This window comes from Methanococcoides orientis (genome assembly GCF_021184045.1).
Taxonomy (GTDB): Archaea; Halobacteriota; Methanosarcinia; order Methanosarcinales; family Methanosarcinaceae; genus Methanococcoides; species Methanococcoides orientis.
In genome coordinates this window covers 81,517-107,564 of the sequence record NZ_CP073710.1, presented here as the reverse complement: position 1 = coordinate 107,564, position 26,048 = coordinate 81,517, and the positions used below count along the sequence as shown (strand labels likewise).

General features: G+C 44.4%; 22 protein-coding genes, 2 tRNA genes and 4 rRNA genes. 16 read left to right on the top strand and 12 right to left on the bottom strand.

Annotation, left to right across the window (positions count from 1 at the left end; translation table 11 throughout):
• Position 1 precedes the first annotated feature (1 nt).
• Genes cobM through J7W08_RS00520 form a run of 5 tightly spaced genes read left to right on the top strand, consistent with a single transcriptional unit; the run spans position 2 to position 3,082 of the window.
• Positions 2-733: a precorrin-4 C(11)-methyltransferase gene (gene cobM, locus J7W08_RS00540; RefSeq protein WP_135613175.1), complete on the top strand. Its 732-nt coding sequence runs from the start codon at positions 2-4 to the stop codon at positions 731-733.
• 23 nt (positions 734-756) lie between these two features.
• A complete protein-coding gene (locus tag J7W08_RS00535; protein WP_233084771.1) occupies positions 757-1,242 on the top strand; it encodes a cobalamin biosynthesis protein CbiG in 486 nt (161 codons plus the stop codon).
• On the top strand, positions 1,242-1,595 hold the full coding sequence (locus J7W08_RS00530; protein ID WP_233084770.1) for a cobalamin biosynthesis protein: 354 nt from the start codon (positions 1,242-1,244) through the stop codon (positions 1,593-1,595). Before J7W08_RS00535 ends, J7W08_RS00530 begins: the two co-directional genes overlap by 1 nt.
• Entirely contained in the window at positions 1,564-2,367 is an 804-nt protein-coding gene (cobJ, locus tag J7W08_RS00525; protein WP_233084769.1) for a precorrin-3B C(17)-methyltransferase, read from the top strand. The genes J7W08_RS00530 and cobJ overlap by 32 nt, the downstream gene beginning before the upstream one ends.
• Complete coding sequence (locus J7W08_RS00520; protein ID WP_233084768.1) at positions 2,357-3,082, top strand: precorrin-8X methylmutase; 726 nt, start codon at positions 2,357-2,359, stop codon at positions 3,080-3,082. Before cobJ ends, J7W08_RS00520 begins: the two co-directional genes overlap by 11 nt.
• Positions 3,083-3,181: 99 nt before the next feature.
• Here J7W08_RS00520 and J7W08_RS00515 read toward each other — a convergent pair whose 3' ends face one another.
• From J7W08_RS00515 to J7W08_RS00460, 12 genes are all read right to left on the bottom strand, one after another.
• Positions 3,182-3,826, bottom strand: coding sequence for a cytochrome c biogenesis CcdA family protein (locus J7W08_RS00515; RefSeq protein WP_233084767.1), 645 nt, complete (start codon positions 3,824-3,826; stop codon positions 3,182-3,184).
• A 43-nt stretch (positions 3,827-3,869) separates the two neighbouring features.
• On the bottom strand, positions 3,870-4,376 hold the full coding sequence (locus J7W08_RS00510) for a thioredoxin family protein (RefSeq protein ID WP_233084766.1): 507 nt from the start codon (positions 4,374-4,376) through the stop codon (positions 3,870-3,872).
• 166 nt (positions 4,377-4,542) lie between these two features.
• A complete protein-coding gene (locus J7W08_RS00505; protein WP_233084765.1) occupies positions 4,543-5,226 on the bottom strand; it encodes a 2,5-diamino-6-(ribosylamino)-4(3H)-pyrimidinone 5'-phosphate reductase in 684 nt (227 codons plus the stop codon).
• A gap of 68 nt (positions 5,227-5,294) precedes the next feature.
• Entirely contained in the window at positions 5,295-6,146 is an 852-nt protein-coding gene (locus tag J7W08_RS00500; protein WP_233084764.1) for a CBS domain-containing protein, read from the bottom strand.
• A 24-nt stretch (positions 6,147-6,170) separates the two neighbouring features.
• A complete protein-coding gene (locus tag J7W08_RS00495; protein WP_233084763.1) occupies positions 6,171-6,623 on the bottom strand; it encodes a universal stress protein in 453 nt (150 codons plus the stop codon).
• A gap of 14 nt (positions 6,624-6,637) precedes the next feature.
• Positions 6,638-7,750, bottom strand: a complete 1,113-nt coding sequence (locus tag J7W08_RS00490; RefSeq protein ID WP_233084762.1) for an amidohydrolase family protein — start codon at positions 7,748-7,750, stop codon at positions 6,638-6,640.
• Positions 7,751-8,111: 361 nt separating this feature from the next.
• Positions 8,112-8,233 (bottom strand): 5S ribosomal RNA (gene rrf / locus J7W08_RS00485).
• A gap of 128 nt (positions 8,234-8,361) precedes the next feature.
• Positions 8,362-8,433 (bottom strand) — tRNA-Cys (locus J7W08_RS00480).
• A 194-nt stretch (positions 8,434-8,627) separates the two neighbouring features.
• Positions 8,628-8,749: ribosomal RNA gene (rrf, locus tag J7W08_RS00475) — 5S ribosomal RNA — on the bottom strand.
• A gap of 67 nt (positions 8,750-8,816) precedes the next feature.
• Positions 8,817-11,742: ribosomal RNA gene (locus J7W08_RS00470) — 23S ribosomal RNA — on the bottom strand.
• Positions 11,743-11,886: 144 nt separating this feature from the next.
• A tRNA-Ala gene (locus J7W08_RS00465) sits at positions 11,887-11,959 on the bottom strand.
• A 112-nt stretch (positions 11,960-12,071) separates the two neighbouring features.
• Positions 12,072-13,552: ribosomal RNA gene (locus J7W08_RS00460) — 16S ribosomal RNA — on the bottom strand.
• The 16S, 23S and 5S rRNA genes sit together here with 2 tRNA genes alongside, the layout of an rRNA operon.
• Before the next feature lie 768 nt (positions 13,553-14,320).
• On the opposite strand from J7W08_RS00460, the gene hisS reads away from it, so the two are divergent.
• The 11 genes from hisS to recJ all read left to right on the top strand — a co-directional run bounded on the left by hisS (position 14,321) and on the right by recJ (position 26,047).
• A complete protein-coding gene (gene hisS / locus J7W08_RS00455) occupies positions 14,321-15,556 on the top strand; it encodes a histidine--tRNA ligase (RefSeq protein ID WP_233084761.1) in 1,236 nt (411 codons plus the stop codon).
• Between the two features lie 18 nt (positions 15,557-15,574).
• Positions 15,575-16,048, top strand: a complete 474-nt coding sequence (locus J7W08_RS00450) for a hypothetical protein (RefSeq protein ID WP_233084760.1) — start codon at positions 15,575-15,577, stop codon at positions 16,046-16,048.
• A 2-nt stretch (positions 16,049-16,050) separates the two neighbouring features.
• Complete coding sequence (locus J7W08_RS00445; RefSeq protein ID WP_233084759.1) at positions 16,051-16,659, top strand: hypothetical protein; 609 nt, start codon at positions 16,051-16,053, stop codon at positions 16,657-16,659.
• A complete protein-coding gene (locus tag J7W08_RS00440; RefSeq protein WP_233084758.1) occupies positions 16,646-17,131 on the top strand; it encodes a hypothetical protein in 486 nt (161 codons plus the stop codon). The genes J7W08_RS00445 and J7W08_RS00440 overlap by 14 nt, the downstream gene beginning before the upstream one ends.
• Before the next feature lie 11 nt (positions 17,132-17,142).
• Positions 17,143-18,309, top strand: coding sequence for a DUF7284 family protein (locus J7W08_RS00435; RefSeq protein ID WP_233084757.1), 1,167 nt, complete (start codon positions 17,143-17,145; stop codon positions 18,307-18,309).
• Positions 18,310-18,467: 158 nt separating this feature from the next.
• Complete coding sequence (locus tag J7W08_RS00430; RefSeq protein ID WP_048193803.1) at positions 18,468-18,926, top strand: 30S ribosomal protein S15; 459 nt, start codon at positions 18,468-18,470, stop codon at positions 18,924-18,926.
• Between the two features lie 188 nt (positions 18,927-19,114).
• A complete protein-coding gene (gene glmU, locus J7W08_RS00425; protein ID WP_233084756.1) occupies positions 19,115-20,332 on the top strand; it encodes a bifunctional sugar-1-phosphate nucleotidylyltransferase/acetyltransferase in 1,218 nt (405 codons plus the stop codon).
• 13 nt (positions 20,333-20,345) lie between these two features.
• Positions 20,346-22,190, top strand: coding sequence for a glutamine--fructose-6-phosphate transaminase (isomerizing) (glmS, locus tag J7W08_RS00420; RefSeq protein WP_233084755.1), 1,845 nt, complete (start codon positions 20,346-20,348; stop codon positions 22,188-22,190).
• A gap of 17 nt (positions 22,191-22,207) precedes the next feature.
• A complete protein-coding gene (gene glmM, locus J7W08_RS00415) occupies positions 22,208-23,509 on the top strand; it encodes a phosphoglucosamine mutase (protein ID WP_233084754.1) in 1,302 nt (433 codons plus the stop codon).
• Positions 23,506-24,696 (top strand): bifunctional sugar-1-phosphate nucleotidylyltransferase/acetyltransferase, encoded by a 1,191-nt coding sequence (gene glmU, locus J7W08_RS00410; RefSeq protein WP_233084753.1) that lies wholly within the window; start codon positions 23,506-23,508, stop codon positions 24,694-24,696. Before glmM ends, glmU (J7W08_RS00410) begins: the two co-directional genes overlap by 4 nt.
• Before the next feature lie 37 nt (positions 24,697-24,733).
• Positions 24,734-26,047, top strand: a complete 1,314-nt coding sequence (gene recJ, locus J7W08_RS00405; protein WP_233084752.1) for a RecJ family nuclease — start codon at positions 24,734-24,736, stop codon at positions 26,045-26,047.
• Position 26,048 lies beyond the last annotated feature (1 nt).

Genomic DNA, 26,048 nt, shown 5'->3' with positions numbered 1-26,048 from the left:
AATGACAGATAACGTAATTACTTTTGTGGGTGCCGGACCGGGAAACCCAAAACTTATCACACTTCTTGGACGCGAGAAACTGGAAGAAGCAGATCTTGTTGTCTACGCAGGTTCACTTGTGAACCCTGAAGTCGTCAACTACTGTAAGGGAGAGAAGGTAGATAGTTATGGCCTGACCCTTGACGAGATCACAAAGAAAATGGCAGATGCCATTAAGGAAGGAAAGAAGGTCGTACGCCTGCACAGCGGAGATCCATCCCTCTACGGTAACGTCGTTGAGCAGATGGAAGAGCTGAAGAAGTACGATATTACAGTAGAGCGTGTACCAGGAGTCTCTTCTGTTTTCGCAACCGCTGCAGCACTTGGCACCCAGCTTACACTCAATGGTGTTTCCGACACCCTCATCATCACACGCCCTGCAGGAAAGACACTGGAAGAAGATGATCTGAAAGGTCTCTCAAAACACAATACAACAATGGCAGTCTTCCTCGGCACCCAAAAGATCGAAGAGATCATGGAAAAGGTAGAGTATTCAGACGATACCCCGGTAGCTGTTGTATTCCACGCATCCTGGCCTGACCAGAAGATTATTTATGGCACAGTAGCGGACATTGCACAGAAGGTAAAGGATGAAGGCATCATACGTTCCGCAATGATCCTTATCGGCGGTGTAGTAGACCCTGTCGATTACAGGAGGTCACACTTATACGGAGTAGCACAAAAACCGCTGTAATAACATTTGAACGTAACCTCGATGTGGCCAACAAACTTGCAGACCACATCGATGCAGATGTTATTATTTACAAAAAGGGGATCTTTGAGGAGATCTTCAAAGACTACCAGGCATTGGTTGCAGTCTTTGCAACAGGGATAGTCGTGCGTGAGATCGCACCACTGGTAGTCGATAAATGGGAAGACCCCGCCGTAGTGGTGGTCGATTCCAATCTGAACTTCGCCATATCACTGCTCGGAGGACATCATGGTGCAAATGAGCTTGTACGCAAAATATCCGAGATGGGCGTAGTTCCCGTTATAACTACAGCTACTGAAGTACACAATCGCAACTCTGTAGAAGGTATTGCAGCAAAGCTGGGATACGACATCGTTAACAAGGAATCCACGAGGGACGTTAACTGTGCTCTGCTTGATCAGGACGTGGAAGTCCTGGAGATAAAGGGGCCAAAGATAGTTATCGTGGAAAATGATGTTTCGGTGTTGAAAAAAGATAAGGCGGACCAGTAATGTACTTTGGAATAGGTGCTCGCAGAGGCGTATCATCCGAAGAGGTCATCGATGCTGTAAAGCATGCTTTGAATGAGGTCGGAAGGGATGAAAGTGAAATAAAGATGTTCGCATCATCCACCCTAAAGGAGAACGAGACCGGCCTTATAGAAGCGATAGATAAAATGGGATTTGAGATAAAGTTCCTGCCTGATGACGTCCTGAACGCTTTTGAAGTGCCATCCGACTCACAGGCAAGCCGATTTGGCCTCAAAGGTGTTGCTGAGCCGGCAGCATTAGCATTATCTGATAATAAGAAATTGATACTGGAAAAAAAAGTATATGGAAGGATCACAATTGCAATCGCAGAATGAAAATGAAAATGGTAAATTATTTATTATCGGCATTGGACCTGGCTCTGTTGAACAGCTTACTGTACGTGCCAGAGACGTTATACTGAATTCAGATTATATTGTCGGCAACGGCACCTATCTTGATCAGATGGAAAGTCTCCTGGGCGAACAGGAGATCATCCGCAGTGCAATGGGTAAAGAAGTAGACCGTGCTAAAAAGGCAGTAAACCTTGCTAAAGAGAACAAGGTCGTTTCCATGATAAGCGGTGGAGATGCAAATGTCTATGGTATGGCAGGTCTTGTTCTTGAAGTTGCAGAGCACGAAGATCTTGATGTCGATGTAGAAGTGCTTCCCGGAGTTACTGCCATCACTGCCGGTGCAAGTGTACTCGGTGCACCTATTGTAAATGACTTTTCAGTTATCAGTCTTAGTGACCTCCTTACACCATGGGAAGTAATTGAGAAGCGCCTGGATGCAGCAGCATCTGCTGATTTTGTGATATCACTATACAACCCAAAGAGCAGGCAGCGCCATTCCAATTTCTCAAGGGCTATTGAGATCATAAAGAAGCACAAGGACGGATCAGTGCCAGTAGGACTTGTCAAGAATGCACTTCGTGGAGAGAGCCAGGACTACATTGTCACAACCCTTGAAGATGTGCTTGACTATAATGACTGGGTAGACATGAGCACAATGATCATTGTCTGTAATGCTGACTCTCGCATCTGGAAGAGTGAGAAAGGCGAGAAGATAATCACACCCAGGGGGTATCAGAGGAAATATGACTACTGAAAACAAAAATAAGGACATCCCGGAACTTGAAGATCTGGTAGAGATGACAGTTAACATCGATCAGGAGCTTATTAAAGATTGTTCTGACTCGGGTGCTCGCACAGATGAAGCTAAGACCATCTACATGACAAGTCGTCGCATTGCTCACGACCTTATAGTTAAGGGAGAAAAGGAAACCCCAGAAGAACGTGTAACTCAACGTTGTGTGATCTCCACAGGAGATCCATCAGTTGCAGATATTATGTCCTACACCAACAATCCTGTAGATGCGGGAGTTGAAGCTATTAAAAATGGCGCTCCAATTTTCGTAGATATCAACATGGTCAAAGCTGGAATTACAAAGAAAGGACATGACTGTGAAGTAATCTGTGTCCTTGATGAAGACCAGAATGCAGAAGTTGCCAAGAAATATGGCATCACAAGAACTGCTGCAGGATTCCTATTAGCAAGGGACAGGCTTGAAGGTTCTATTGTGGCTATCGGAAATGCACCATCTGCAGCACTTGCAGTGTGCAGGATGATAGAGCACGGCATCAAACCGGCACTTATAGTCGGAACCCCTGTTGGGTTCGTCAACGCAGCAGAATCCAAGGAAGAAGTAAGGAAGATGGACGTTCCATCTATCACCTGCATTGGAACACGTGGCGGAACACCAATGGCTGTTGCCTGTGTCAACGAGCTTGTTGCCATTGCAAAAGAAAAGGACGAGTGTTGATACCATACACCGATCTTTTCTTCAATCTTTTTTTATTCCTATTATTACCATTAGGCTTCATCTGTTATGATCGTAGCAATAACTCCCCATATAGAGAGATTATAGTCTTAACAGGACATTGGTATAAAGCATCCACAGACCAACAAATATCAATACTATACCTGCACCTTTTTTGAGATACGAGTCATACTTCGCGATGCTGCTAAGAGCTGATGAAGAAATATTCGCAGAATATGCTATCACAAGCATTGGGATACCTACCCCCATTGAGTAAATGAAAAGCAGGAAAGCACCATAGGCAATGTCGCCTTCAATAGCCACCAATGTAAGAATGGATGCTAATATCGGACCTACACAGGGTATCCATATGATGCCGAGCGACATTCCAAAAAGTAAACCCCCAAGAAGACCTTTTTCTTGTACACCAATTCCAGAAAAGCTACCAGATATGTTGAAGGTACCAAGATCAAAGAGTAGTGTGACTCCAAAAAGTATGATAATAAGACCTGCAAATAAGCTAAGATATGGAAGATATTGCTGGAACAACGAACCAAATGCAGATGTTACAACCCCCATAACGGTAAAAGATATTGTAAGACCGAGCACTATTGCAAAGGGCCTTAAAGGTCCTTTAGAGGTCGAATAAGCAAATATTGCGGGCAGGAGTGGAAGGACACAGGGAGAAAATATACTGATCAACCCTGCCATAAATGCCGCTAGCGGTGTCACCCCTCCAAATTCCATTTTCAATCACCCAATACCAATATAAAATCTATTCAAAGAAATATTAACCCTCGGAAATATCTTCCCTGTATTCGATCGCATGATCGAGGATCGTTTCAAAAGTACCCTTATCCATATAACCGATAATTCTGGCTTTATTACGATCCATTTCTTTTACACCACCATACCTCATGAATACATAATTTCCATCTTCAATGTCAACGATCACAGTTGTATCAGGTATTGAATATACATTGAATTTGGCGCCAAGCCCTGGAGTGAGCTCAGTGTCAATATACATAACTGTTGCACGCCCTTCATAGTCTCTTGCAAGCCCATCGATGACCGGATCCAATTGTCTGCATGGGGGACACCAATCAGCACCTGCTTTGATTAGAACAGGACCATTTTCAAGTGCATCATCTATTTGCTGCTGATCTGTAACAAGGATAGCTGCCCTTTCACCCGATTCCAATGATCCGGCATCATCTACAGGAGGTAACTCTGCAACACACCCTGCAACAAGGACCACGCCCAAGATCAATCCAAGAAGATATATTTTGGACTTCATACCATCACCAGTTAAAACTATGACATAATCTTATTTAAGGAATCATTATATCGGTACATGAATAAAAGTAGCATTGTTTTAATTTAAAGGTTTTGCACGATTTAGACACAATGTGACAAAACCGATGTTGAAAAAAAATGGAAAAATAATAGAACATGCCAAATTATTAGTTATTGTTAATGACAGCCCACTTCAGGAGAACCCCTTCATCCATCTTTTCCATACTCTTAAGTTCCAGCGATAGGATATCAGATTCTGCAAAACCAGTACCATCAACAAGAGTTGGAGCACTGGCACCACCTATCAACAGATTGCCTACGAATGAATATACTTCATCTACAAGACCGTTTGAAAGCATAGCCCAGTTAAGAGTTGCTCCGCCCTCTAACATAAGGCGCTTTATACCCATGTAATTCAGTTCTTTCATTAATGCAGACAGATCAACCTTCTCATCCCCTGTTCTTATGACCAATGCTTTCTGCTGAAGTACCTCAACCTTATTAACAGGTGCTGAACCTGAAACTGCAATTATACGTTTACCCTCTCCTTTTATGAAGATATCAGCATCCAGAGGAGTTCTCGCTTTACTATCAATTACAATACGAACCGGATTTTCATCAGCACCTTTGCTCTTGCGAGCAGATCTGCGTTCTTCAGACTTAACAGTAAGACTTGGATCATCTGCAAGAATAGTACCTATTCCAACCATGATGGCATCAGAAGTTGCACGAAGCTCATCCATCCGATCAAAGTCCACATCACCGGAGATGCGAACCTGCTTTCGTTCCTTTGTGGAGATCTTACCATCAGCAGACATTGCTGAATTGATGAAAGTAAATGGCTTATCCATAACAAAACAACCTATGAAAATAAATAAAACAAAATACCAGAGACAAAATGTCTCTGGCAACTTCAGAATCAGTACTTAAGAAGTGCTTTTAACAGGTAGCGATCTCTCAAAAGTCCGATAAATTTCTGATTTGCATCTACAACAGGCATCTGATCTATTCTGTGCCTTTTCATTTTAAGTGCACATTCACTTACACCCATGTTGTTTGATGCGGTGATAGGATCTTTGACCATGACCTCCTCCACAGGAACTTCCGGCACTTTGATCCTTGAGACACTATAATAGATGCTCATTGTATCCCTCATGCTTTCCCAGGTCCATTCATCATCATCAGAGCCTGCAGACATGTCAGACATTTCAACAGAATCCTCGATAACACTTGAACTTATGATATCCCGATCAGAAATGATACCTACAAGATCAAGAGATGAATCGATCACAGGAACTGCTTTTACATGAGCAAGTTCCATATGCCGGGCAACTACAGGGAGAGGGGTTTGATACCAGACAGGACCAACACCATGGTTAAGATATTCACCAATTGGATCAGTAATATTCAGATCCACCATGCCGCTTACGACATCGGCAACTGAGATCAGACCCACAAGTTTACCATCATCAACTACAGGAAGTCTTCTTATGCCATGTTTAAGAAGAAGACGGGCTGCAATTGTGATATCCTCATCAGAAGTTATTGTAACAGGGTCACGTGCCATCAATAGTGCCAACTGCTCTTCAGTGGGATTCTTCAGTAAGTTGGATCGACTTACAATACCGACCACTTTATTGTCTTTAATAACAGGCAGTCCTGAAACCCGCTTGTCTTTCAGAATGGAAAGAACCTCATCCCTTGAGCCGGGAAGAGATACAGATGCAACATCCTTTACCATTACGTCTCTAACGAGTGTATCCTTAGGCATGTTTTTTTAACCTCAATATTGATTTTATTCGTTTTGGTCACCACGTACAATAAGTACGGGAACTTCTGAGTTGCGAGTGATCTTTTCGGCCACACTTCCAAGGAGGAACCTGTCAATTCCGGTCTTTCCAAGTGTACCCATTACTATTAAATCAATGTCATTGTTCTTTGCAAATTCAATTATCTCATGGCTGGGGTGACCTTCGAGGACAGCTGATTCGGATTCCAGACCTGCATTTGCTGCAAGCTCTTCAACTCCCTTTGCTGCATCTTTGCCTTCAGTCTCCAGAAGTTCATACATCATTTCCCACCCTGCATCCATTGGAATTGAAGCAAACGCAGCGGTATCCACCACGTAAACAACATACAATTTTGCCCCACTCAACTTTGCAAATTCAATACCATAAGATATTGCCTTTTTGTTCTTTTCAGAACCATCGGTTGCTATCAATATTTTCTTGTACAATTCGCTTGTCATATTACCCCTCGCCATCATTCGTTTGCATGGATTATGGATAAAATATCATCTGGCCTGCCTCTTCGGACCATTCCGCTTACAGGATCATTCACACCCATCAGGTTATTGGAAGTACCATTCAGAATCATAAGATTGGCTTTGTTACCTTTCTTAATGGAACCCATATTATTAAATCCCAGAATAGATGCCCCATTTAGCGTGCACATCTTAAATACTTGTCTATCCTCAAGACCAAAAACCTTGGATAGTACCTCCATTTCAGAAAACATATTAACTGAATTCAGCATAACATTGTCAGTACCAACTGCTACAGTAACCCCAGATTCCAACATTTCAGATATAGGAGCCATCCCCACATCGGTTATGAAGTTAGAACGGGGACATACAACAACAGGGATAGTAGCATCTGCAACTGCCATTATATCTGATTTTTTTGCTTGCGTCATGTGGATCAAAATATCAGGATCAAGAGAGAGAGCTTTATCGATATCATTGTCAGATTTTTCTCCTGTATGGATAGCAAACATCTTGTTCTTATTTGTTGATGACTTTCTGGATCTACGCAGAAGTTCCATATCAACATCATTTGTTCCACTCATCCCAAGCCCATCTGCATGCCGAAGGACTCTATTAACATCTGCTAATACAGAATCAATCGATGAATCCGGATCATTCGGCCTTCCAAGAATTATGCTGTCAATGATGAGATCATCAATAGCCTCTTCTAATGCAAGGATACCGAGAACCCCGCCCTCTCTGAAATCAGCAAAAGCACAAGTTCCGGTTGCCAACATATCTTCTATAGTTGACCTCATGGAATTAACCAGATCAGAATAGGACGTTTTTCCGAGTATCCTGTGCTTTAACCCATCAGGAGGACGTACCAATGAATCAAGGTCTTTTTTCACCCTGAAGTTCTCACATGAACCAAGTACAGGGTCCTTGCAAATGGAATCTCCGATATGAGTGTGTGAATTAACAAAGCATGGAGCAATGATATTCTTACTTTTTGTGGACTCTTCACCAATTTCAGTTATGAGTCCATTCTCCACGCAGATATAACCTTCAATCGATTCCAGTTCATCCCCAAGAATGATCGTACCAGAAATAATCTGTTCACATGACATTACAACTAGTTAATATATCCAATAAAGTAGATATATTCTGCGGAAGTAAAGCCAGATCATGCACCCAGATCAGAGCTTCTGCAGCGTGCGTCCCTTTCATCATCACGTCAAATCGAAGATTTTACGAGAGATTCTGATGCAGTTAAGCATTGGAATAAAGAATAATTTAGAAGCTCTAGATCCTAGCAAATTCATGATATGATCAGAGTAACTATGTTAGAAATCAAAGAAATAAACTGAGAAACGATAGCTCATAGCGATTCGAATCTGCAAAACTGTGATCATGAATAAGAACATATCAGAACAGCAAACTCAAAGCTAGTGAGTTAAGATCAGTAAAAGAAAAAGGGTAATAGAGTGAGCACAGCAGCGACGCAGATTTCCCGAGGACTCTCGTACCTCAGTACAGTAAGCAACGTGGGCAGGCTTATCTTCTGTGTTCGGAATGGGAACAGGAGTGGCCCTGCCGCTATGGCCGCCGTACTCGGACTCATATTAATGGATGAAAGCCAAAGTCCGAATCCAGATCAGCGCTTCTGCAGCGCGCAACCTTTGAGCTTTGCTCAAGAGGTCAGGATGCTGAATCAGACTTTACTTTTTTAACGGATGAAAGCCAAGGTCCGGATTCGAACCGGAATGGAATCGCTCTGCAGGCGATTGCGTAGCCGCTCCGCCACCTTGGCATTTGAACGAATCCTAGTAGGTAATACAGGCATATAAGCCTTTACATTGCGACAATGAAGGCACAAGTCTGATGATAAGACACCAGCTCAGTACTAACTTTAAGCAAAGCTCAATGACTGTTGAATACCAGAAAAAGATAAAGTTACAACTCATGAGTTGTAGCAGATCGAAGAAAAGTTAAGGTAAAGAGTGAGCATAGCAGCGACGCAGATTTCCCGAGGACTCTCGTACCTCAGTACAGTAAGCAACGTGGGCAGGCTTATCTTCTGTGTTCGGAATGGGAACAGGAGTTGCCCTGCCGCTATGGCCGCCATACTCATCTCTAATACTGGAAATGATCATGTTATTATATTACATATCAGATTTCGCCTGGACAAAGCAAAACGGATGAGGCACAGATATTAGTGGCCGCGGACTGAACACCTCGTTGCCTTGGTGCGTACATCCCGACTCTATCAATCCGGTCTTTTACCGGAATCCTTAACGTAGTCTCTTTTTAGGTCAGATTTCGAGCTTAGATGCATTCAGCTCTTATTCCTTAGCGCGTAGCTGCTCGGCAGTGCCTTGTCAGACAACCGATCGACCAGTGGCGCCGTTGCTCTGTTCCTCTCGTACTAAAAGCAACTTACCCTCAGACTACAGACACCTCTAGTAGATAGTAACCGACCTGTCTCACGACGGTCTAAACCCAGCTCACGATCTCCTTTAATAGGCGAACAACCTCACCCTTGGCTGCTGCTGCACAGCCAGGATGGAAAGAACCGACATCGAGGTAGCAAGCTGCCGGGTCGATATGTGCTCTTGCCGGCAACGACTCAATTATCCCCGGGGTAACTTTTCTGTCATCTTTAGCCCGCACCAAGCGGGACATAAAGGTTCGCTAGAACCGACTTTCGTCTCGTGATCCGCTACTGTGCCGAATCACGTCAGGCTAACTTATGCTCTTGCACTCTTCAGTAGGTTTCCGACCCACTTGAGTTAACCATTGCGCGCCCTTGATATCTTTTCAAGGGCGTCCCGCCCCAGGCAAACTGCCCACCTATCGGGGTCCTCCTCTCGGAGTAAGGGGCGTAACTTTGGAAGGGTAGTGTCCCAAGACCCCACCGATGCTGGCGCACCGGCTTCGACGTCTCCTACCTACACTGTACATCCAAAATCACACCCCAGCGACAGGCTGCAGTAAAGCTCCACGGGGTCTTCACTTCCCCCTAGAGGTCTCTAGACTCTGCACTAGAATGTAAGCTTCACCGGACTCTGGCTAGGGACAGTAGAACTCTCATTGATCCATTCATGCAAGTCGCCAATTAAGCGACAAGGTACTACGCTACCTTAAGAGGGTCATAGTTACCCCCGCTGTTTACAGGCCCTTCTTTCCGTTGAACCGAAGTTTCAGGTACCTGCACTGAGCAGGATTCAGAGATCGTACTAGCCCTTACGGGTTTGCGATCTCCTATGTTGATATTAGACAGTTAGAGTTCTCTGGTCACTGCGACCTGCCGTCTACACGGCAGGCACTCCTTCTCCCGAAGTTACGGAGCCAATTTGCCGAATTCCCTTAGCCAAATTATTCCGACACGCCTTAGCCTTTTCAGCTAGGGGCACCTGTGTCAGATCTCGGTACGGACATTTAACTCCCTTTTCACGGGTTCCAGGGTGAAGCTGACTTTCGCCATAACATATTCGTCTGCTTCTCGCCATTACGGCTCTCCACAGAGTTCGATGCTTAGACGGCGCGACGGCGCCGCTCAGCCTGCCCCGAAACGTCAGTTTTATTGTTAAATGGTACAGGAATATTAACCTGTTTCCCTTTTGATGTACTCGAATTACGGTACAACTTAGGACCGACTAACCCTCGGCTGACGATCATTGCCGAGGAAACCTAGCCCCTTCGGCGGTCAGGATTCTCACCTGACTATGCTGCTACTATTACCAGGATTTTCGTTTCCGCTCGGTCCACAGGACTTCACAGCCCTGCTTCTGCCCAAACGCAACGCCTTCCTACAAGATTACCTTTCGGTACTCCGTGGTATCGGTGGTCGACTTGAGCCCCGTCCATTTTCGGGGCCCCAAACCTCGACTGGTGGGCTGTTACGCACTCTTTAAAGGATAGCTGCTTCTAAGCTAACCTTCCAGCTGTCTAGGGCTTAGGACGCCCTTTAGTATTAACACTTAGTCGACACTTAGGGACCTTAACCACGGGCTGGGTTGTCTCCCTTACGGACTACAAGCTTACCCCAGTAGCCCGGACTCCAACCTTCTACGACGACGGTGGGTTCGGAGTTTGACAAGCGGCTGAGGGATTTCTCCCCCGGGACCACCAATCAGTGCTCTACTCCACCGACTATCTCCAGTTAGGTCATGCTGCGACATGTTTTGGAAGGAACCAGCTGATGCCGGGTTAGATTAGCCTTTCACTCCGAGACGCAGGTCACACGAATGATTTGCAGATCAATACCGCTTGCGGTCCTCCACGTAGCTTTCGCCACGCTTCAACCTGCCCACGCCTAGATCACCCGGCTTCGGGTCGTAACTTAGTGACTCCACGCACTTGTATACGCCGCACCTCACCCCGTGAGGGGTTGCGTGCTTGTTGCTTTCGCTTCGGCTTCCCAGATAAAAGGTTAGCCATCGCCACTTAGTTACACTCCCTGGCCCGTTCTTCAAAACGTATGATATGACATCGGCATTAGAACTCGTACTACAACCTCGCGGTTGATTCCTTCGAACTAAAGATCCTTTCATGCCATATCGCTCCATCACCATCAGGTTTCAGGCACTTTTAACCTCCCTTTTGGGGGTACTTTTCAGTTTTCGGTCACCCTACTACTTCGCTATCGGTCTCAAGACGTATTTAGTTTTGGAAGTTGGTGCCTCCCAAATTCCCGCGTGATTTCCAACACACGGTACTCAGGAACATTTCCAGTTCCTCTTTTCTTTGCTTACGTGACTTTCACACTCTACGGTCTAACGTTCCAGAAAAGTTCAGCTAAGAAAAGGTCGGAACCTTAGAAAGTTCCTACAACACCACATCTCCCTCACATTACTGGAGGGATTCAGTTTGAACTTTGCCGTGTTCATTCGCCATTACTAACGGCATCTCTTCGATTTCTCTTCCTGCCCCTACTAAGATGTTTCAATTCGGGGCGTTCCCGATCATGACTGATCAGCACAAATGTGCTAAGAGGTCTCATTAGGAAATCTCAGGTTCATAGATTCCATGCGTCTACCCTGAGCTTATCGCAGCTTGGCACGTCCTTCATCAGCGCTTGAGCCGAGCCATCCACCTGACGGCATAATTACCAGAGTCCATCTCACTTTGTCCAGTGAGCGTCTGATATGTAATATATACATGATCTCATAGCGCCCAATATCGGGGAAAGGGCGCATCCATCCTTCCCAAGCAACATTACTTGCTCGGTGCACTTGATGATTGTGAATCGTAATTGATCCAATGGACTTGCTGGGATTCGAACCCAGGGCCTTCGCCTTGCAAAGGCGACGATCTTCCAACTGATCTACAAGCCCTCGCTCGCATTTTTTCCAGCGAAATCTTGTTTCATTGAAGTGGTTTGTTGAAAGTGGCAGTTTATCGATTTCTGACTGATAGCGTTGATCCGCTTTGTGCGGATCGTTGCTTAGGAGGTGATCCAGCCGCAGATTCCCCTACGGCTACCTTGTTACGACTTAACCCCCCTTGCGAAATTTAGGTTCGAACACGGCACAAAATCCGTGCCCTCACCCATACCTCACTCGGGTGGTTTGACGGGCGGTGTGTGCAAGGAGCAGGGACGTATTCACCGCGCTATGTTGAAACGCGATTACTACGGATTCCAGCTTCACGAGGACGAGTTACAGTCCTCGATTCGAACTACGGCTGGGTTTAGGAGATTACCATCACCTTTCGGTGTAGGAACCCATTGTCCCAGCCATTGTAGCCCGCGTGTAGCCCGGGAGATTCGGGGCATACTGACCTACCGTAGCCCGCACCTTCCTCTGGTTTAGCACCAGCGGTCCCCACAGAGTACCCATCATCCCGAAGGACATGCTGGCAACAGTGGGCACGGGTCTCGCTCGTTGCCTGACTTAACAGGATGCTTCACAGTACGAACTGACGACGGCCATGCACCTCCTCTCAGCGATTCAGGTAAAGTCTTTAGCTTGACTTGACCTACATCTTGCTGTCGCCCCGGTGAGTTTTCCGGCGTTGAGTCCAATTAAACCGCAGGCTCCACCCGTTGTAGTGCTCCCCCGCCAATTCCTTTAAGTTTCAGCCTTGCGGCCGTACTTCCCAGGTGGTTCGCTTCACGGCTTCCCTACGGCACCAGAAACGGTCGCACCGTCCCTGACACCTAGCGAACATCGTTTACGGCTGGGACTACCCGGGTATCTAATCCGGTTCGTGCCCCCAGCTTTCGTCCCTCACCGTCGGACCCGTTCTGGTAAGACGCCTTCGCCACTGGTGGTCCCACAGGGATTACAAGATTTCACTCCTACCCCTGTAGTACCTCTTACCTCTCCCGGTCCCAAGTCTGACAGTATTCCCCGGAAGCCTAACAGTTGAGCTGTCAGATTTCCCGAAGAACTGATCAAACCGGCTACGGACCCTTTAGACCCAATAAAAGTGATTACCACTCGGGCCGCCGGTGTTACCGCGGCGGCTGGCACCGGTCTTGCCCGGCCCTTGCTAACACATGCCGTTTACACATGTGGACAGCCAACATAATATGCTGGCACTCGGTATCCCCTTATCGCGGTTTCCCGCATTGTAAAGTTTTCGCGCCTGCTGCGCCCCGTAGGGCCTGGATTCATGTCTCAGAATCCATCTCTGGGCTCTTGCTCTCACAACCCATATCCGTCGTAGGCTAGTAGGTACCTTACACCCACTACTACCTGATAGACCGCAGATCCATCCTTAGGCAACCGAAGTCTTTGAACCAAAAAGCATTCCAGCATCAATGGTTTATTCGGAATTATCTCCAGTTTCCCGGAGTTATGCCGAACCTAAGGGCAGGTTATCCACGTGTTACTGAGCAGTTCGCTATGTTCACGAAGAACATTTAACTCGCATGGCTTAGTCGAATACCGATAGCAGTAACCTCTGGCAGGATCAACCAGAGTTATTTGTTAAAGCACACAAAATTTGGAAGTTAACTAAGAATTGTCGGAAAAGAACTCTTTTGTTTAATTAGAGAGTTGTTTTCTTTGCACAATAGTTGGTTAGTTCTGTTTGATAGATAAAGTCACTATCAGTCAGAATTAACCGAACTGCCACTTTCAACGTCAGACCGGAAAAGCTCCGGTCTCCACTAATGATTTTGAAATGGAGGTGATTGAAATTCCACGCACGTTGTGCGGGATTCTCATAATACATCTCATCGCATATATACCTTCCTGATCGGAAGATTATGACACATTTTTGGAGAATGTGTCGACATACGTGAAATGTATGACGTTTTTCGAACTCTCAGTAGATCGTGTCAGAATCGACAGCAACCAGCTCACTGAGAGCACCCCTACAATAGCTCACTCGTATTTATACGTTGTGTGTCAATATGTGGCATGGGTTTATATTCAAGGGTTATTTGATACGTCGAACAAACTCACATTATCAATAAACCATCACAGAAAAAAATATCCAGCATATAAATCATCAAACAAAGATAGCTCAGCCACAGAGAAATAAAACATCGAGTTATCGTAATAAAACAAAATTCAGTAATTCATAGGGCACCACCATGAGAAAACTAATCGAAAATCTAAAATACATCATTCCTTACTATACATCAGCCAAACGCCCATAGGTCCTACATACTATAACAGGCAAAATGGCAAAAACATGTTAACGGAAATTATTATAATAATCTGCATCAGCAGGATTCGATCAAAATGAAAGTCAGCAAACCAAGAGGTACAAGGGACTTCCTTCCAGAAGAGACCGCTCGAAGGAGAAATGTAGAGAACATCATGAGGCAGGTAGTGACAAAATGGGGATATAAAGAAGTCATTACACCCACATTCGAGCATCTGGAGCTCTTCACCCTTAAATCAGGAGAAGGCGTGGTAGGCGAACTTTACAATTTCAGCGACAAAGGTGACAGGGACATGACATTGCGTCCAGAGCTTACCGCCCCTGTGATGAGGATGTACGTCAATGAAATGCAGGCAATGCCCAGACCTCTTAAATTATTCTATTTTGAGAATTGCTTCAGATATGAAAGGCCACAAAAAGGACGATTCAGGGAATTCTGGCAGTTTGGTGTAGAGGTTATAGGCAGCAACCGCGCAGATGCAGATGCAGAGATCATTGCCCTTGCAACGAACATGATAGAAGCAGCAGGTATCAAAGGGGACCTGCATGTTGGACACTTGGGAATTATACGCCACATCCTCAAGGATACAGAGGACGAACAGAAGAGCAAGATCATGCGCCTTGTCGATAAAAAGGATGATGAAGGACTTGACAATTACTTTGAGGAGATCAACGCACCTGCCGAACTCAGAAGAAACCTTCTTGAGCTCATCTGCCTGAGCGGTTCAGAGGCTATCGCAAAAGCAAGAGAGATACTAGGAGATATCGAAGAGATCGACAAATTCGAAGAACTTCTCAACCTGCTTGACGCATATGAGATCGACTACAACGTTGACCTTGGCATTGCCAGAGGACTGGACTATTACACAGGAATGGTATTCGAGATATATGCAGAAGGCCTTGGTGCACAGAACCAGGTCTGTGGTGGCGGCGCCTACCAGCTCATATCCCTCTTTGGCGGCGGAGATATACCATCCACCGGATTCGGAGTTGGCTTCGATCGTATAATGGAGATCTGTGAGATACAGCCTCCAAAGGAAAACAAAGTAGTGATCGTAGCAACTGATGACACCCGCACCGATGCAATAAAGGTGGCAACAAAGATGCGAAAAGAACTGACAGTCTACATGGACATCATGAAGCGCAACTTCAAGTCACAACTATCCCATGCAAACAATACAGAGGCAGATTACGCCGTCATCGTAGGCAAAAAAGAGATAGAATCAGGCAAATTGACAGTAAAGAACATGCAAAGTGGAGAGCAACTGCAACTTACACTTGAAGAAGCTATACAATCGATAAAAAGCAACTAACATTACAATACCCACAAAATGAATTCACTTTTCAAAAACGAAAGGGCAGCCGATTCACTGCCCTTAAGGTTCACAATTGCATCCCTCCTGATATTACTCATAATGATACTTTTTTTCACTGCGATCTCTGATCTAAAAGAAAAATCAGACGAAAATCTTGCCATCGTTGAAATTGAAAAACTCGTATCAAACACCGAACAGATATCCGTACGCGGAGAAGGAAGCATCATTTATCTGGAGATTGACATTCCTGAGAATGTATACGTGCATATGGGAGAACTACCGAACGAAGATAATTTATGGCCTTCAAACTCCAAAAACTACTACATCCAAATCGATGAGCGACACATCATATACGATTCAATATCCTCATTTTCCAACGAGAACATGACCGGAGCATATGTAATAACTCCCGGGCACCATGAACTGAAACTTGAAAGCGAAAGAGATACCAGCACAGGAATGCTCTTCATTAAAATATCTGAACAATAAAAATGAAAAACGAAATACTACCCCATACAATCCAGGATATGCTCAAGGATCGAAACGGTTGGATCGAGTTCACACTATCAAAAGCGGCCTTGATGATAACAAGCATAATCCTCCTTGCAGCATTCTACCAGATCGGAGCCGATTTTAGCGACATTCAAATGCAAAGACAACTTGATTCCGAAGCTATTAAACTAAAGGCATCAATTGAGGACATAGGTAGTATCTCGCCCGATAGCATCATACAAAATACCACATATTCATTCAATTCAGAATATCCGATTGATGCATTCATTTCCGACGAATACATACGATTTGAAACGACCCACAGCGAGAAGATAATTCACTCGGTCAAACCACTCACGTTCAGAACAATTCCACTTAATGAAACTGAAATGAGAAAAGTCCTTTCGAACAATTTCAATGGACAGCCCGGCACATTCGCACATCCTTTGATCACTGATACAACCACAATCCTTGAGGTGATCTCAACTGTTGGCAGCCAGGAAGTAATATTAAATACAGGAAAAATAGTCAATATTGAAAAAACATCCATTTACCTGAAAAACGATTCCGAGGTCAATAGACTTGAAGTTATACTTGTTCATCAATGACGAGCAAGCAATCCTTGAACCTCACAATGATATCCTTGCCACAGCACTGATAGTCATTGGATTTGTGGTCTTTGCTGCAGTCATGTCAAAAGCCTACCTCATCTACGATGAGCAGAGCCATTCTATAGAGAATTACGAAGAAGCATCCCGCATAGCTGAAAGCATTGCCAGCTGGGATGAAATACAGGGAACACGCCCAGACATAATATCCGCTGAAGTACTTGAAGGTATTTCAGACCCGGTCTCAGACAGAGAGACACATGAACTTTTCTTTGCACGATTCTCCGCCAACAATGAATTCACAGTAGAGATCCATACCGATGACGGAAAACACCACTGGTCAATCCATAAAAGTAAAGCTGCAGCAAGCGGAAATGTGATAGCAGCATCTATCCCGGTTATTATAGAGATAAATCCTGCACAATACACATCAGGAACTCTTACGGTCCGACTCTGGAAAAGATACATATAAAGAAGGGAAATATGCCAAAAACGAAACTCATAGAGGACCAGCGTGCATTCTCTTCAACAGCAGATGCCCTATTTTTCCTTGTACTGATATCTATTGCAACAGTCATCATTATGCCATCCATAATGGCAGAAAGGCAATACGATGCAGCAGCATACACCGCAACACAGGACTTTGACACACACCTTTTAAGCTCAGTACTCAACTCAAATATAGATGAATTTGAATATGAGATCACACCTCTTGCGATCACAGGCATAACAACTCCTGAAAATGCCATCATTAACGACCCCATCAATACAATTTTCGGAAGGCAGCAACATCATCGTACTTTCGCAGATATGATCGCAGAAGACATGATATTAACGCTTGCAATCGAGGCCAATGGAACTATCCGCTACATAAATCCAATTGCACGGGAACATAAAGAACAGACATCTACAGCAATTGCTTCATACCTCGATAAAAGAATAGGAGGCAGATATGAATACCACCTTGAAGCAAATTGGGAACCTGTAGAAGATTATCCACTAAAAAGCTCCATATCAGTTGGAATGACACCCCCATACGATGCAGTCCGCCAAAGTTCACGAATAACACTACCATTAAACACCAGAACATCCAGAGATGAACTTTTTGCAAACATAAATGACAGCATGCTTGAAGAACTTCATAATTCATCCAATAAGACAAAGTTCTACGCATATCATCAGGCGTTCAACAAAACCATCGATGAGGCAGCAGTATCAACTGCAGTACTAGTGACAGACATCGTATTCCCTTCAGAATACCTTAGAAGCCTGATAAGGCAAGGCCAAACAAAAAGCACAGAAAATATATTCATCAGCAATCCACAAGATGAAAACAAGGACACTGAAATGTTGATAGCAGCATACATACTGAATTACGGCACGAACACAACATATGGAACCAGTTACATGCCTGCAGAACTGAACAACAGCATAGTATCCACTATTGAAAGAAAGATAATCGACCATAACCAACACAACATTGCAACACACCTGCACAACAATATGGACCCGGACATAAACGAAACGGTCTCACAAATGATAAACTCCACGAACATCACCACGACAAAGGAACTAAGAACTGTTCAGGTGGACCAAATATACAGGAAAGTTAACAAGGGATATTTGGATATCACGCTTTCCATCTGGTAATAGGAACATAAGCTTTATATGAAATGTAAGGTGTATGTAGGTCACTTCGCCAAAGTAACGATTCAAGTTATTGATCCCAACGTTCCCTTAACTTGAGCATAAATTCAAAACATTAATATTCACTAAACAATCAAATTATAATCATCAGGAGGAATGCTATGGCAAAAATGCATACTCGTACAAAAGGTAAATCAGGATCAACAAGACCAATCAGGACAGAAGCTCCAGCATGGTCCACAGCAACCACAGAAGAGATCACAACTGTGATCCTCGACATGTGGAAACTTGGTAACTCCACAAGCGTCATTGGAATGCACCTCAGGGACAACTACGGAGTTCCGGATGTCAAACTCGCAACAGGAAAGAAGATCACTGACATCCTTAAAGAGAACGATGAAGCTCCAAACGTACCGGAAGATCTTTACAACCTTATTGTAAAAGCTATCGGAATGCGCAAGCACCTTGTTGTTAACAATAAGGACGTACACAACAAGAGATCACTGCAGTCAACCGAGTCCAAGATCAGAAGGCTCGTTAAATACTACCAGTCCACAAAAGTACTCCCTTCAGACTGGAAGTACAAACCAGAAACTGCAGAAATGCTGATCACAAGATAAGCGGCCAGCCCGCTTATTAATTCTTTGATGTTCAGTTCTGCTGAGCATCACAATATCTTTTTTTGATTATATTTTTTGATTATATTTTCTAATCATAGGTTGGCATAGAATTCAAAATAGAGTAGCTAATAGCTTCCAATGTCTATTAAAAGGCAAGATATAAATTCATAGAATGACCAGTAGAAGTTATGAAAGCTGTTATTCTGGCTGCAGGGGAAGGGATCAGGTGCAGACCGCTTACGGCCACTAGGTCAAAGGTCATGCTTCCTGTTGCTAATAAACCGATACTTGAACATGTCATCGATTCACTTTCAAAGAACGATATAAAGGACCTGATACTTGTTGTAGGTTACGAACGAGAACGCGTAATGAACTATTTCGAAGATGGACTCGATTTTGGAGTAAATATAAGGTACGTTCACCAGAAAGCACAGCTTGGCACAGCCCATGCTATTAAACAAGCAGCAGACCTGATGGAAGAAGATGACAGCGAATTCATGGTGCTCAATGGAGACAACGTTATTGAACCACAAACGATCAAGGATCTCATAGACAAGCATACTGGTGACGCAACGATACTGACCGTAAAAAAAGAACATATCAGCGGATATGGAGTCATTATCTCAAGCGGAAAAAAAGTAACAAAGATCATAGAGAAACCAACCACGGAACTCAGCCACATCATCAGCACAGGCATATACATATTTAACCATGCCATATTCGAAAAAATAGAACACACACAAATATCCCCACAGGGAGAATATGCGATCACCGATACAATCCAACAGATGATAGAAGATGGCATCGAAGTTAATCATGCCCTTACAAAATCAGTATGGAGAGATGCAGTCTTTGCATGGGACCTGTTGAAGGATAACTCAATGGTCCTTGACCGATCAGAAGATTACAACATAAAAGGAACTGTTGAAGATGGGGCGATTATCCATGGCAAGGTCAGTATTGGAAATAACACGGTGATAAGATCCGGATGTTACATCGTAGGACCTGCAATGATAGGTGACAATTGTGAAATTGCACCCAATGTCGTCATACTCCCATCCACAACTATTGGTAACAACGTCTCAATCGGCTCCTTCACACAAGTACAGAACAGCATAATTATGAATAACACCAGAATCCGTTCACATGGATCAATCCCAAATTCTATTATCGGACTGAACAACATCATTGGACCGTACTTTGTTGCTGAAGACAAGGAAAATGTCAGGATCGAGATGGAAGATGAACTTCATACTGCTGAAAAACTGGGAGCTATCACTGGTGACGATATTACGATCGGCCACAGGGTTCTCGTAAAAGCGGGATCCATGATATCTCACAACTGCCAGATAGAATCCGGAAAAACCATCACTCGAATATTACCTGAAAATTCCATTGTTGTCTAAAGGGGGAAGCAATATGTGTGGAATTATAGGATATGTGGGCAACCGTGAGGCAGCGCCTATACTAATAGATTGCTTAAAAAAGCTTGAATACAGAGGATATGACTCAGCCGGAATCACAATACTCAATGGAAATATAGACACATACAAGACCGTCGGGAAAATAAGGGAACTGGAAAAGATCATCCCCGAAGAGCTAAAAGGGAATATAGGGATCGGACATACAAGATGGGCCACACATGGAATTCCAAGTACGGTTAATTCCCACCCACATAACTCCGGCGACATATCCATAGTGCACAATGGAATCATCGAGAACTATCTTTCTATCAAAGAAAAATTGCAGCAGAATGGTTATGAATTTTTATCAGACACAGATACAGAGGTCATTGCACACCTTCTGCACTCAAAATTATATGGAAATGTTAACAACACAAAAAAGACTTGTGACTTCTTCACAGCGCTCTGCAGTACACTCCGAGAAGTTGAAGGATCATATGCAGTCACTGCAGTATGTACCAGTGAACCTGACCTGATGCTCGCAGCCAGAAAGGACAGTCCCCTGATAATCGGAATAGGAGATGGAGAATACTATGCAGCATCTGATGTCACTGCTTTCCTCAATCACACAAAGGAAGTAGTTTTTGTAGATGACCTTGATCTTGTTACCATCAGGCCAGAAGGAGTGGAATTTTTTGATCTCGATGGCAATGTCCTTGAAAAAGAGAATACCACTATTGAATGGGACATTGAAGCTGCAGAAAAAGCAGGATATGAACATTTCATGCTTAAAGAGATACATGAGCAAGCTAGATCTGTGAATGATACATTCTCAGGCAAGTTATCCGAACTAGATGGTTCCGTGAATCTTGAAGAGCTAAACATCTCCAATGAAGAGATCAGGAATATTGACAGGATCGAAATCATTGCCTGCGGAACATCTTTGAATGCAGGCCTTGTAGGCAAATATCTTTTTGAGAATCTCGCAGGCATACACACCGATGTAGATATCGGATCTGAGTTCAGGTACAGTAGTCCCATAATGAATGAGAACGTCCTTTCAATTGCGATCACCCAATCAGGTGAAACAGCAGACACCCTTGCTGCGATCAGAAGCTGCAGATCATATGGCTGCAATTCGATCGCCATTACCAATGTCGTTGGCAGCAGCATCACAAGAGATGCAAACAATGTTCTTTACACACATGCGGGACCCGAGATAGGTGTAGCTGCAACAAAGACCTTTACGGCACAGCTCATCATGCTCTACATACTTGCGATCCGATTTGCAAGAGCCAAGGGGACACTAGATGTAAATGAAGCAAAGGACCTGCTTGTGAACCTGAAGCGCATCCCGGGACAGATACAGAAAATATTGAACCGCAAGGATACGATCCGCGAATGTGCGAAAATGTTCGCAAAAGAGAGTGATTATTTCTTTATTGGAAGACACCTTAATTATCCTATTGCACTTGAAGGTGCTTTGAAGCTTAAAGAAATATCATATATACACGCAGAAGGTTTTGCAGGTGGCGAACTTAAACATGGACCTCTTGCGCTTATCGAGGATGGAACACCTGTCGTTGCAATTGCCACAAAAGGACATGTATACGAGAAGATCCTGAGCAACATCAAGGAAATAAAAGCAAGAGAAGCAACGGTCATAGCTGTTGCCAATGCGGATGATACTGAGATAGAGAAATACGTTGACTGGGTATTGCGCATACCTGCAACAGATGAGTTACTCTCACCGGTGCTATCAACCGTAGTATTGCAACTGCTTGCCTATTATACAGCCCTTGCAAGAGGATGTTCCATAGACAAACCGAAGAACCTTGCGAAGAGCGTTACTGTAGAGTAAAAGGATGGAGTTATCAAATGAAATTATTCGGATCATCCGGCATCAGAGGGATTACTAACAAGGACGTAACAGTAGATCTTGCGTTGAAGGTCGGGCTTGCACTTGGAAAGACGAAAGGAACTGCAGTTATTGGACGTGATCCACGGGTTGCAGGAGAAATGATAGAACATGCAGTCATATCTGGCCTTCTTTCAGCTGGTTGTGACGTAGTACGCATCGGAATGGTAAGCACACCCACACTTGCCTATGCCTCCAGAGATTATGAATGTGGAGTAATGATAACAGCATCCCACAATCCTGCAGAATATGTGGGGATCAAATTGTGGAATCCTGACGGAATGGCATTTGATTCATCCCAGCAGGAAGAGATCGAAGACATCATCGAGAACGAAACGTTCGAGCCTGTCAGATGGGACAGGATCGGCAATCTGACCGAAGACAGCAATGCCATCAGGAAACACATTGAGATGATCGTGAAGAATGTGGAAATGTCATCAAAACGTGTGATCATAGACTGCGGGTGTGGAGCAGGTAGCACAATAACCCCTTACGTCCTGCGAGAGATCGGATGTGAGGTCATAACTTTGAACTCACAACCTGATGGACACTTCCCTGCACGAAATCCTGAACCAAATGATGCAAATCTGACGTTACTAAAAAAAGCAATGAAGGAATTCGGCGCAGACATAGGCATTGCTCAGGACGGTGATGCTGACAGGATGATGACCGTGGACGAAAACGGAGAGTTCATTACCGGAGATGAAATGCTTGCGATGTTTGCCAGACACGAATGCAAAAGCGACGCAAAACTTGTAGTTCCGGTTGATACATCAATGATGATAGATGATGCACTGCCAGATTCAACAGTTGTCCGCACAAGAGTAGGAGATGTCTATGTCGCTGAGGAGATCAAAAGGTCTGAAGCGGACTTCGGAGGAGAACCATCAGGAAGCTGGATATTCCCTGCAATATCATATTGCCCTGACGGCATCTATGCAGCTGCAAAGGTGATGGAACTCATAAAGGATAAAAAGCTATCAGAGCTAAAGGCTGAACTCCCACACTACCCAACGCGCCGCGGAACTGTCAAATGCGACAATGAAAGAAAGGACGCTGTAATGCAGTTAGTACATTCTGAACTTGGATCTTCCGGAGAGATCACAGATATCGATGGAATACGCGTAGACATGGAAGAAGGATGGGTGCTTGTAAGACCATCCGGAACAGAACCCAAGATGCGCATAACTGCTGAGGCAAGGGAAGGCGTAGACAAACTATACGACATGGTGGAAAATATTGTAAGAAGAGGTTTGGCATGAAAGCGGTAGTACTTGCAGCCGGAGAAGGTACCCGGATGCGACCATTGACATCAGAGATTCCAAAGGTCATGCTTCCGATAGCCAACAAACCGATGCTTGAACATATAGTTGATGCAGCAATAGAAGCAGGTATTGAAGGATTCGTGTTCATTACAGGTTATAATGAAGAAAGTATCAGTGAATACTTTGGCAGTGGAGAGGAACGAGGTGTTACTATTGACTACGTTCACCAGAAAGAACAGCTTGGTACAGCCAATGCCATTGGATATGCAAAAGAGTACGTCAAAGACAAGTTTATCGTACTCAATGGAGATGTTCTTGTCAGTTCATCACACATTAGGAGGATGACCGAAAGAAAAGAGGATGCGGTCATCACGGTCAAACATGTGGAAAATCCTTCGGATTTCGGAGTCATCGAGATCAGCGGCGATAACGTTTCCAGAATAATAGAAAAACCTGAAAACCCACCCACAGACCTCGCCAATGCAGGAATATACCTATTCAGAGAATCTATTTTTGAACTTATCGAAAAGACCCCACTGTCACCAAGAGAAGAATACGAGATCACGGATTCACTTCAGATGCTGATCGATAGCGATGCCAATGTTGGTTATGAGGTCCTGGAAGAAGAATGGATAGATATCGGCAGACCGTGGGACCTCCTCGATGCTAATGCAGTTCTGTTAGAAGATATGAAGCCGGTGAGATCAGGTCTTGTAGAACCTAATGCCACCCTAATAGGCGATGTAAGTGTGGGAGAAGGAACCCTCATACGCAACGGAGCATATATAATCGGACCTGTGGTGATAGGAAAAGATTGCGACATAGGACCTAATTGTTTCATACGCCCTTCAACAACTATCGGAGACAGGGTTCATATTGGAAATGCCGTTGAAGTTAAGAACTGTATCATAATGGATGATACAAAGATCGGACACCTGACCTACATAGGGGATAGTATTATAGGACGAAAGTGCAATTTCGGTGCCGGAACAAAAGTTGCCAACCTCAGACATGATGGCAGGAACATAAAGGTCAATATCAAGGGAAAGAGGACCGATTCAGGAAGAAGGAAGCTTGGCGTCATCATGGGCGACGATGTCCACACCGGGATAAACACCAGCATAAACGTAGGAACAGTCATGAAAAGTGGAAGCTTTACGAAACCCGGAGAGCTTGTCAGGTGACACAGAACCACTTTTACATTAATAAACGGTGATCTGATTGATAGAAATGCAGAATTTAATAGAACTTGCAAAACAGATAGCTTCCATCATTGAAGAATATGAACATGCACGTGTCATCTCCCATAATGATGCAGACGGCATATCTTCAGCCGCGATCATCTGCCAGGCACTGCTCAGAAAAGGGATACCATACCATCTGACGATCGTTGGACGTCTGGACGAAAGCGTTGCAGAGATGGTAAATGAAACTACTTCTGATAATGATATTGTGATATTCTGCGATATGGGTAGCGGGCAATCAGAGATAATCGAAAAGGTCGAACAGGATGTGATCGTGATCGATCACCACAAGCCAGTCGGAGATTCGCCATCCAAAGCCATGATAAACCCACATATGGTCGGAATTGACGGAGCAGTGCACCTGTGTGCGGCCACTACAACATACCTTGTTGCAAAGGCACTGGATGAAGAAAATGTTGACCTTGCAGGACTTGCTATAGCGGGTGCCGTTGGAGATAAACAACTGTTCGAAACTGCGAACAAGGTCATACTGGATGAAGCTGTTGAAGCCGGGATAGTTTCTGTGAAAAAGGGACTGAAAGTAGGCAGCGGTGATATTGCGGACATACTGGAGAATACACCGGAACCCTACCTAGATATTACAGGCGAACGTGAAAAAATAGATCATTTCCTGGAAATGCTTGACATACATGGCAATATCGATTCACTTGATACTGAACAACTGCAAAAACTAACATCCACAATTGCATTAAAACTTACAAAAGCCGCCAGCCCTGAAGCTATTGAAGCTGCTATTGGAGATGTATACATACTGAACAGAGAGATTGTCAGGAATGCCTACGACCTTGTAGCCATCATGAACACCTGTGGCAAACAGAAAGTTCCCGGACTTGCCATTGCACTTTGCATGAAGGACGAGTCAGCACTGGAAGAAGCACAGGACATAACTCTCAAAAGCCAGAAGGCCATCATCGCCGACATTAAGAAAGCAGAAGAGCTCTTGCAAAAGGGTAAGAACATCTACTACCTGAGTGGAAAGGAACTTGAATCCACAGGAATGGTTGCCAGTACAATTATAAGATATGTACATCCGGACATGCCATTCATCGCAATTAACGAGGTGGAAGGCGTGATCAAGATATCCGGAAGAGGAAGCAGGGAACTGGTCGAAAAAGGACTTGACCTTGCCTATGCAATGCGAACTGCAGCATCATCTGTTGGCGGGGATGGCGGAGGGCACAGTGTAGCTTCCGGTGCATCAATACCACTTGGAAGAACAGAGGAATTCATTGCACTTGTCGATGACATTATCGGAGAACAGCTGAACTGAT

Bases quoted from the DNA above. Each gene is read 5' to 3' on its own strand.
- J7W08_RS00430 (WP_048193803.1), top strand. From the start codon at position 18,468: ATGGCAAAAATGCATACTCGTACAAAAGGTAAATCAGGATCAACAAGA.
- J7W08_RS00515 (WP_233084767.1), bottom strand. From the start codon at position 3,826: ATGGAATTTGGAGGGGTGACACCGCTAGCGGCATTTATGGCAGGGTTG.
- glmU (WP_233084753.1), top strand. From the start codon at position 23,506: ATGAAAGCGGTAGTACTTGCAGCCGGAGAAGGTACCCGGATGCGACCA.
- J7W08_RS00520 (WP_233084768.1), top strand. From the start codon at position 2,357: ATGACTACTGAAAACAAAAATAAGGACATCCCGGAACTTGAAGATCTG.
- glmM (WP_233084754.1), top strand. From the start codon at position 22,208: ATGAAATTATTCGGATCATCCGGCATCAGAGGGATTACTAACAAGGAC.
- glmS (WP_233084755.1), top strand. From the start codon at position 20,346: ATGTGTGGAATTATAGGATATGTGGGCAACCGTGAGGCAGCGCCTATA.
- J7W08_RS00450 (WP_233084760.1), top strand. From the start codon at position 15,575: ATGAATTCACTTTTCAAAAACGAAAGGGCAGCCGATTCACTGCCCTTA.
- J7W08_RS00505 (WP_233084765.1), bottom strand. From the start codon at position 5,226: ATGGATAAGCCATTTACTTTCATCAATTCAGCAATGTCTGCTGATGGT.
- J7W08_RS00495 (WP_233084763.1), bottom strand. From the start codon at position 6,623: ATGACAAGCGAATTGTACAAGAAAATATTGATAGCAACCGATGGTTCT.
- hisS (WP_233084761.1), top strand. From the start codon at position 14,321: ATGAAAGTCAGCAAACCAAGAGGTACAAGGGACTTCCTTCCAGAAGAG.
- cobJ (WP_233084769.1), top strand. From the start codon at position 1,564: ATGGAAGGATCACAATTGCAATCGCAGAATGAAAATGAAAATGGTAAA.
- J7W08_RS00500 (WP_233084764.1), bottom strand. From the start codon at position 6,146: ATGCCTAAGGATACACTCGTTAGAGACGTAATGGTAAAGGATGTTGCA.
- J7W08_RS00445 (WP_233084759.1), top strand. From the start codon at position 16,051: ATGAAAAACGAAATACTACCCCATACAATCCAGGATATGCTCAAGGAT.
- J7W08_RS00490 (WP_233084762.1), bottom strand. From the start codon at position 7,750: ATGTCATGTGAACAGATTATTTCTGGTACGATCATTCTTGGGGATGAA.
- J7W08_RS00435 (WP_233084757.1), top strand. From the start codon at position 17,143: ATGCCAAAAACGAAACTCATAGAGGACCAGCGTGCATTCTCTTCAACA.
- glmU (WP_233084756.1), top strand. From the start codon at position 19,115: ATGAAAGCTGTTATTCTGGCTGCAGGGGAAGGGATCAGGTGCAGACCG.
- J7W08_RS00510 (WP_233084766.1), bottom strand. From the start codon at position 4,376: ATGAAGTCCAAAATATATCTTCTTGGATTGATCTTGGGCGTGGTCCTT.
- J7W08_RS00530 (WP_233084770.1), top strand. From the start codon at position 1,242: ATGTACTTTGGAATAGGTGCTCGCAGAGGCGTATCATCCGAAGAGGTC.
- cobM (WP_135613175.1), top strand. From the start codon at position 2: ATGACAGATAACGTAATTACTTTTGTGGGTGCCGGACCGGGAAACCCA.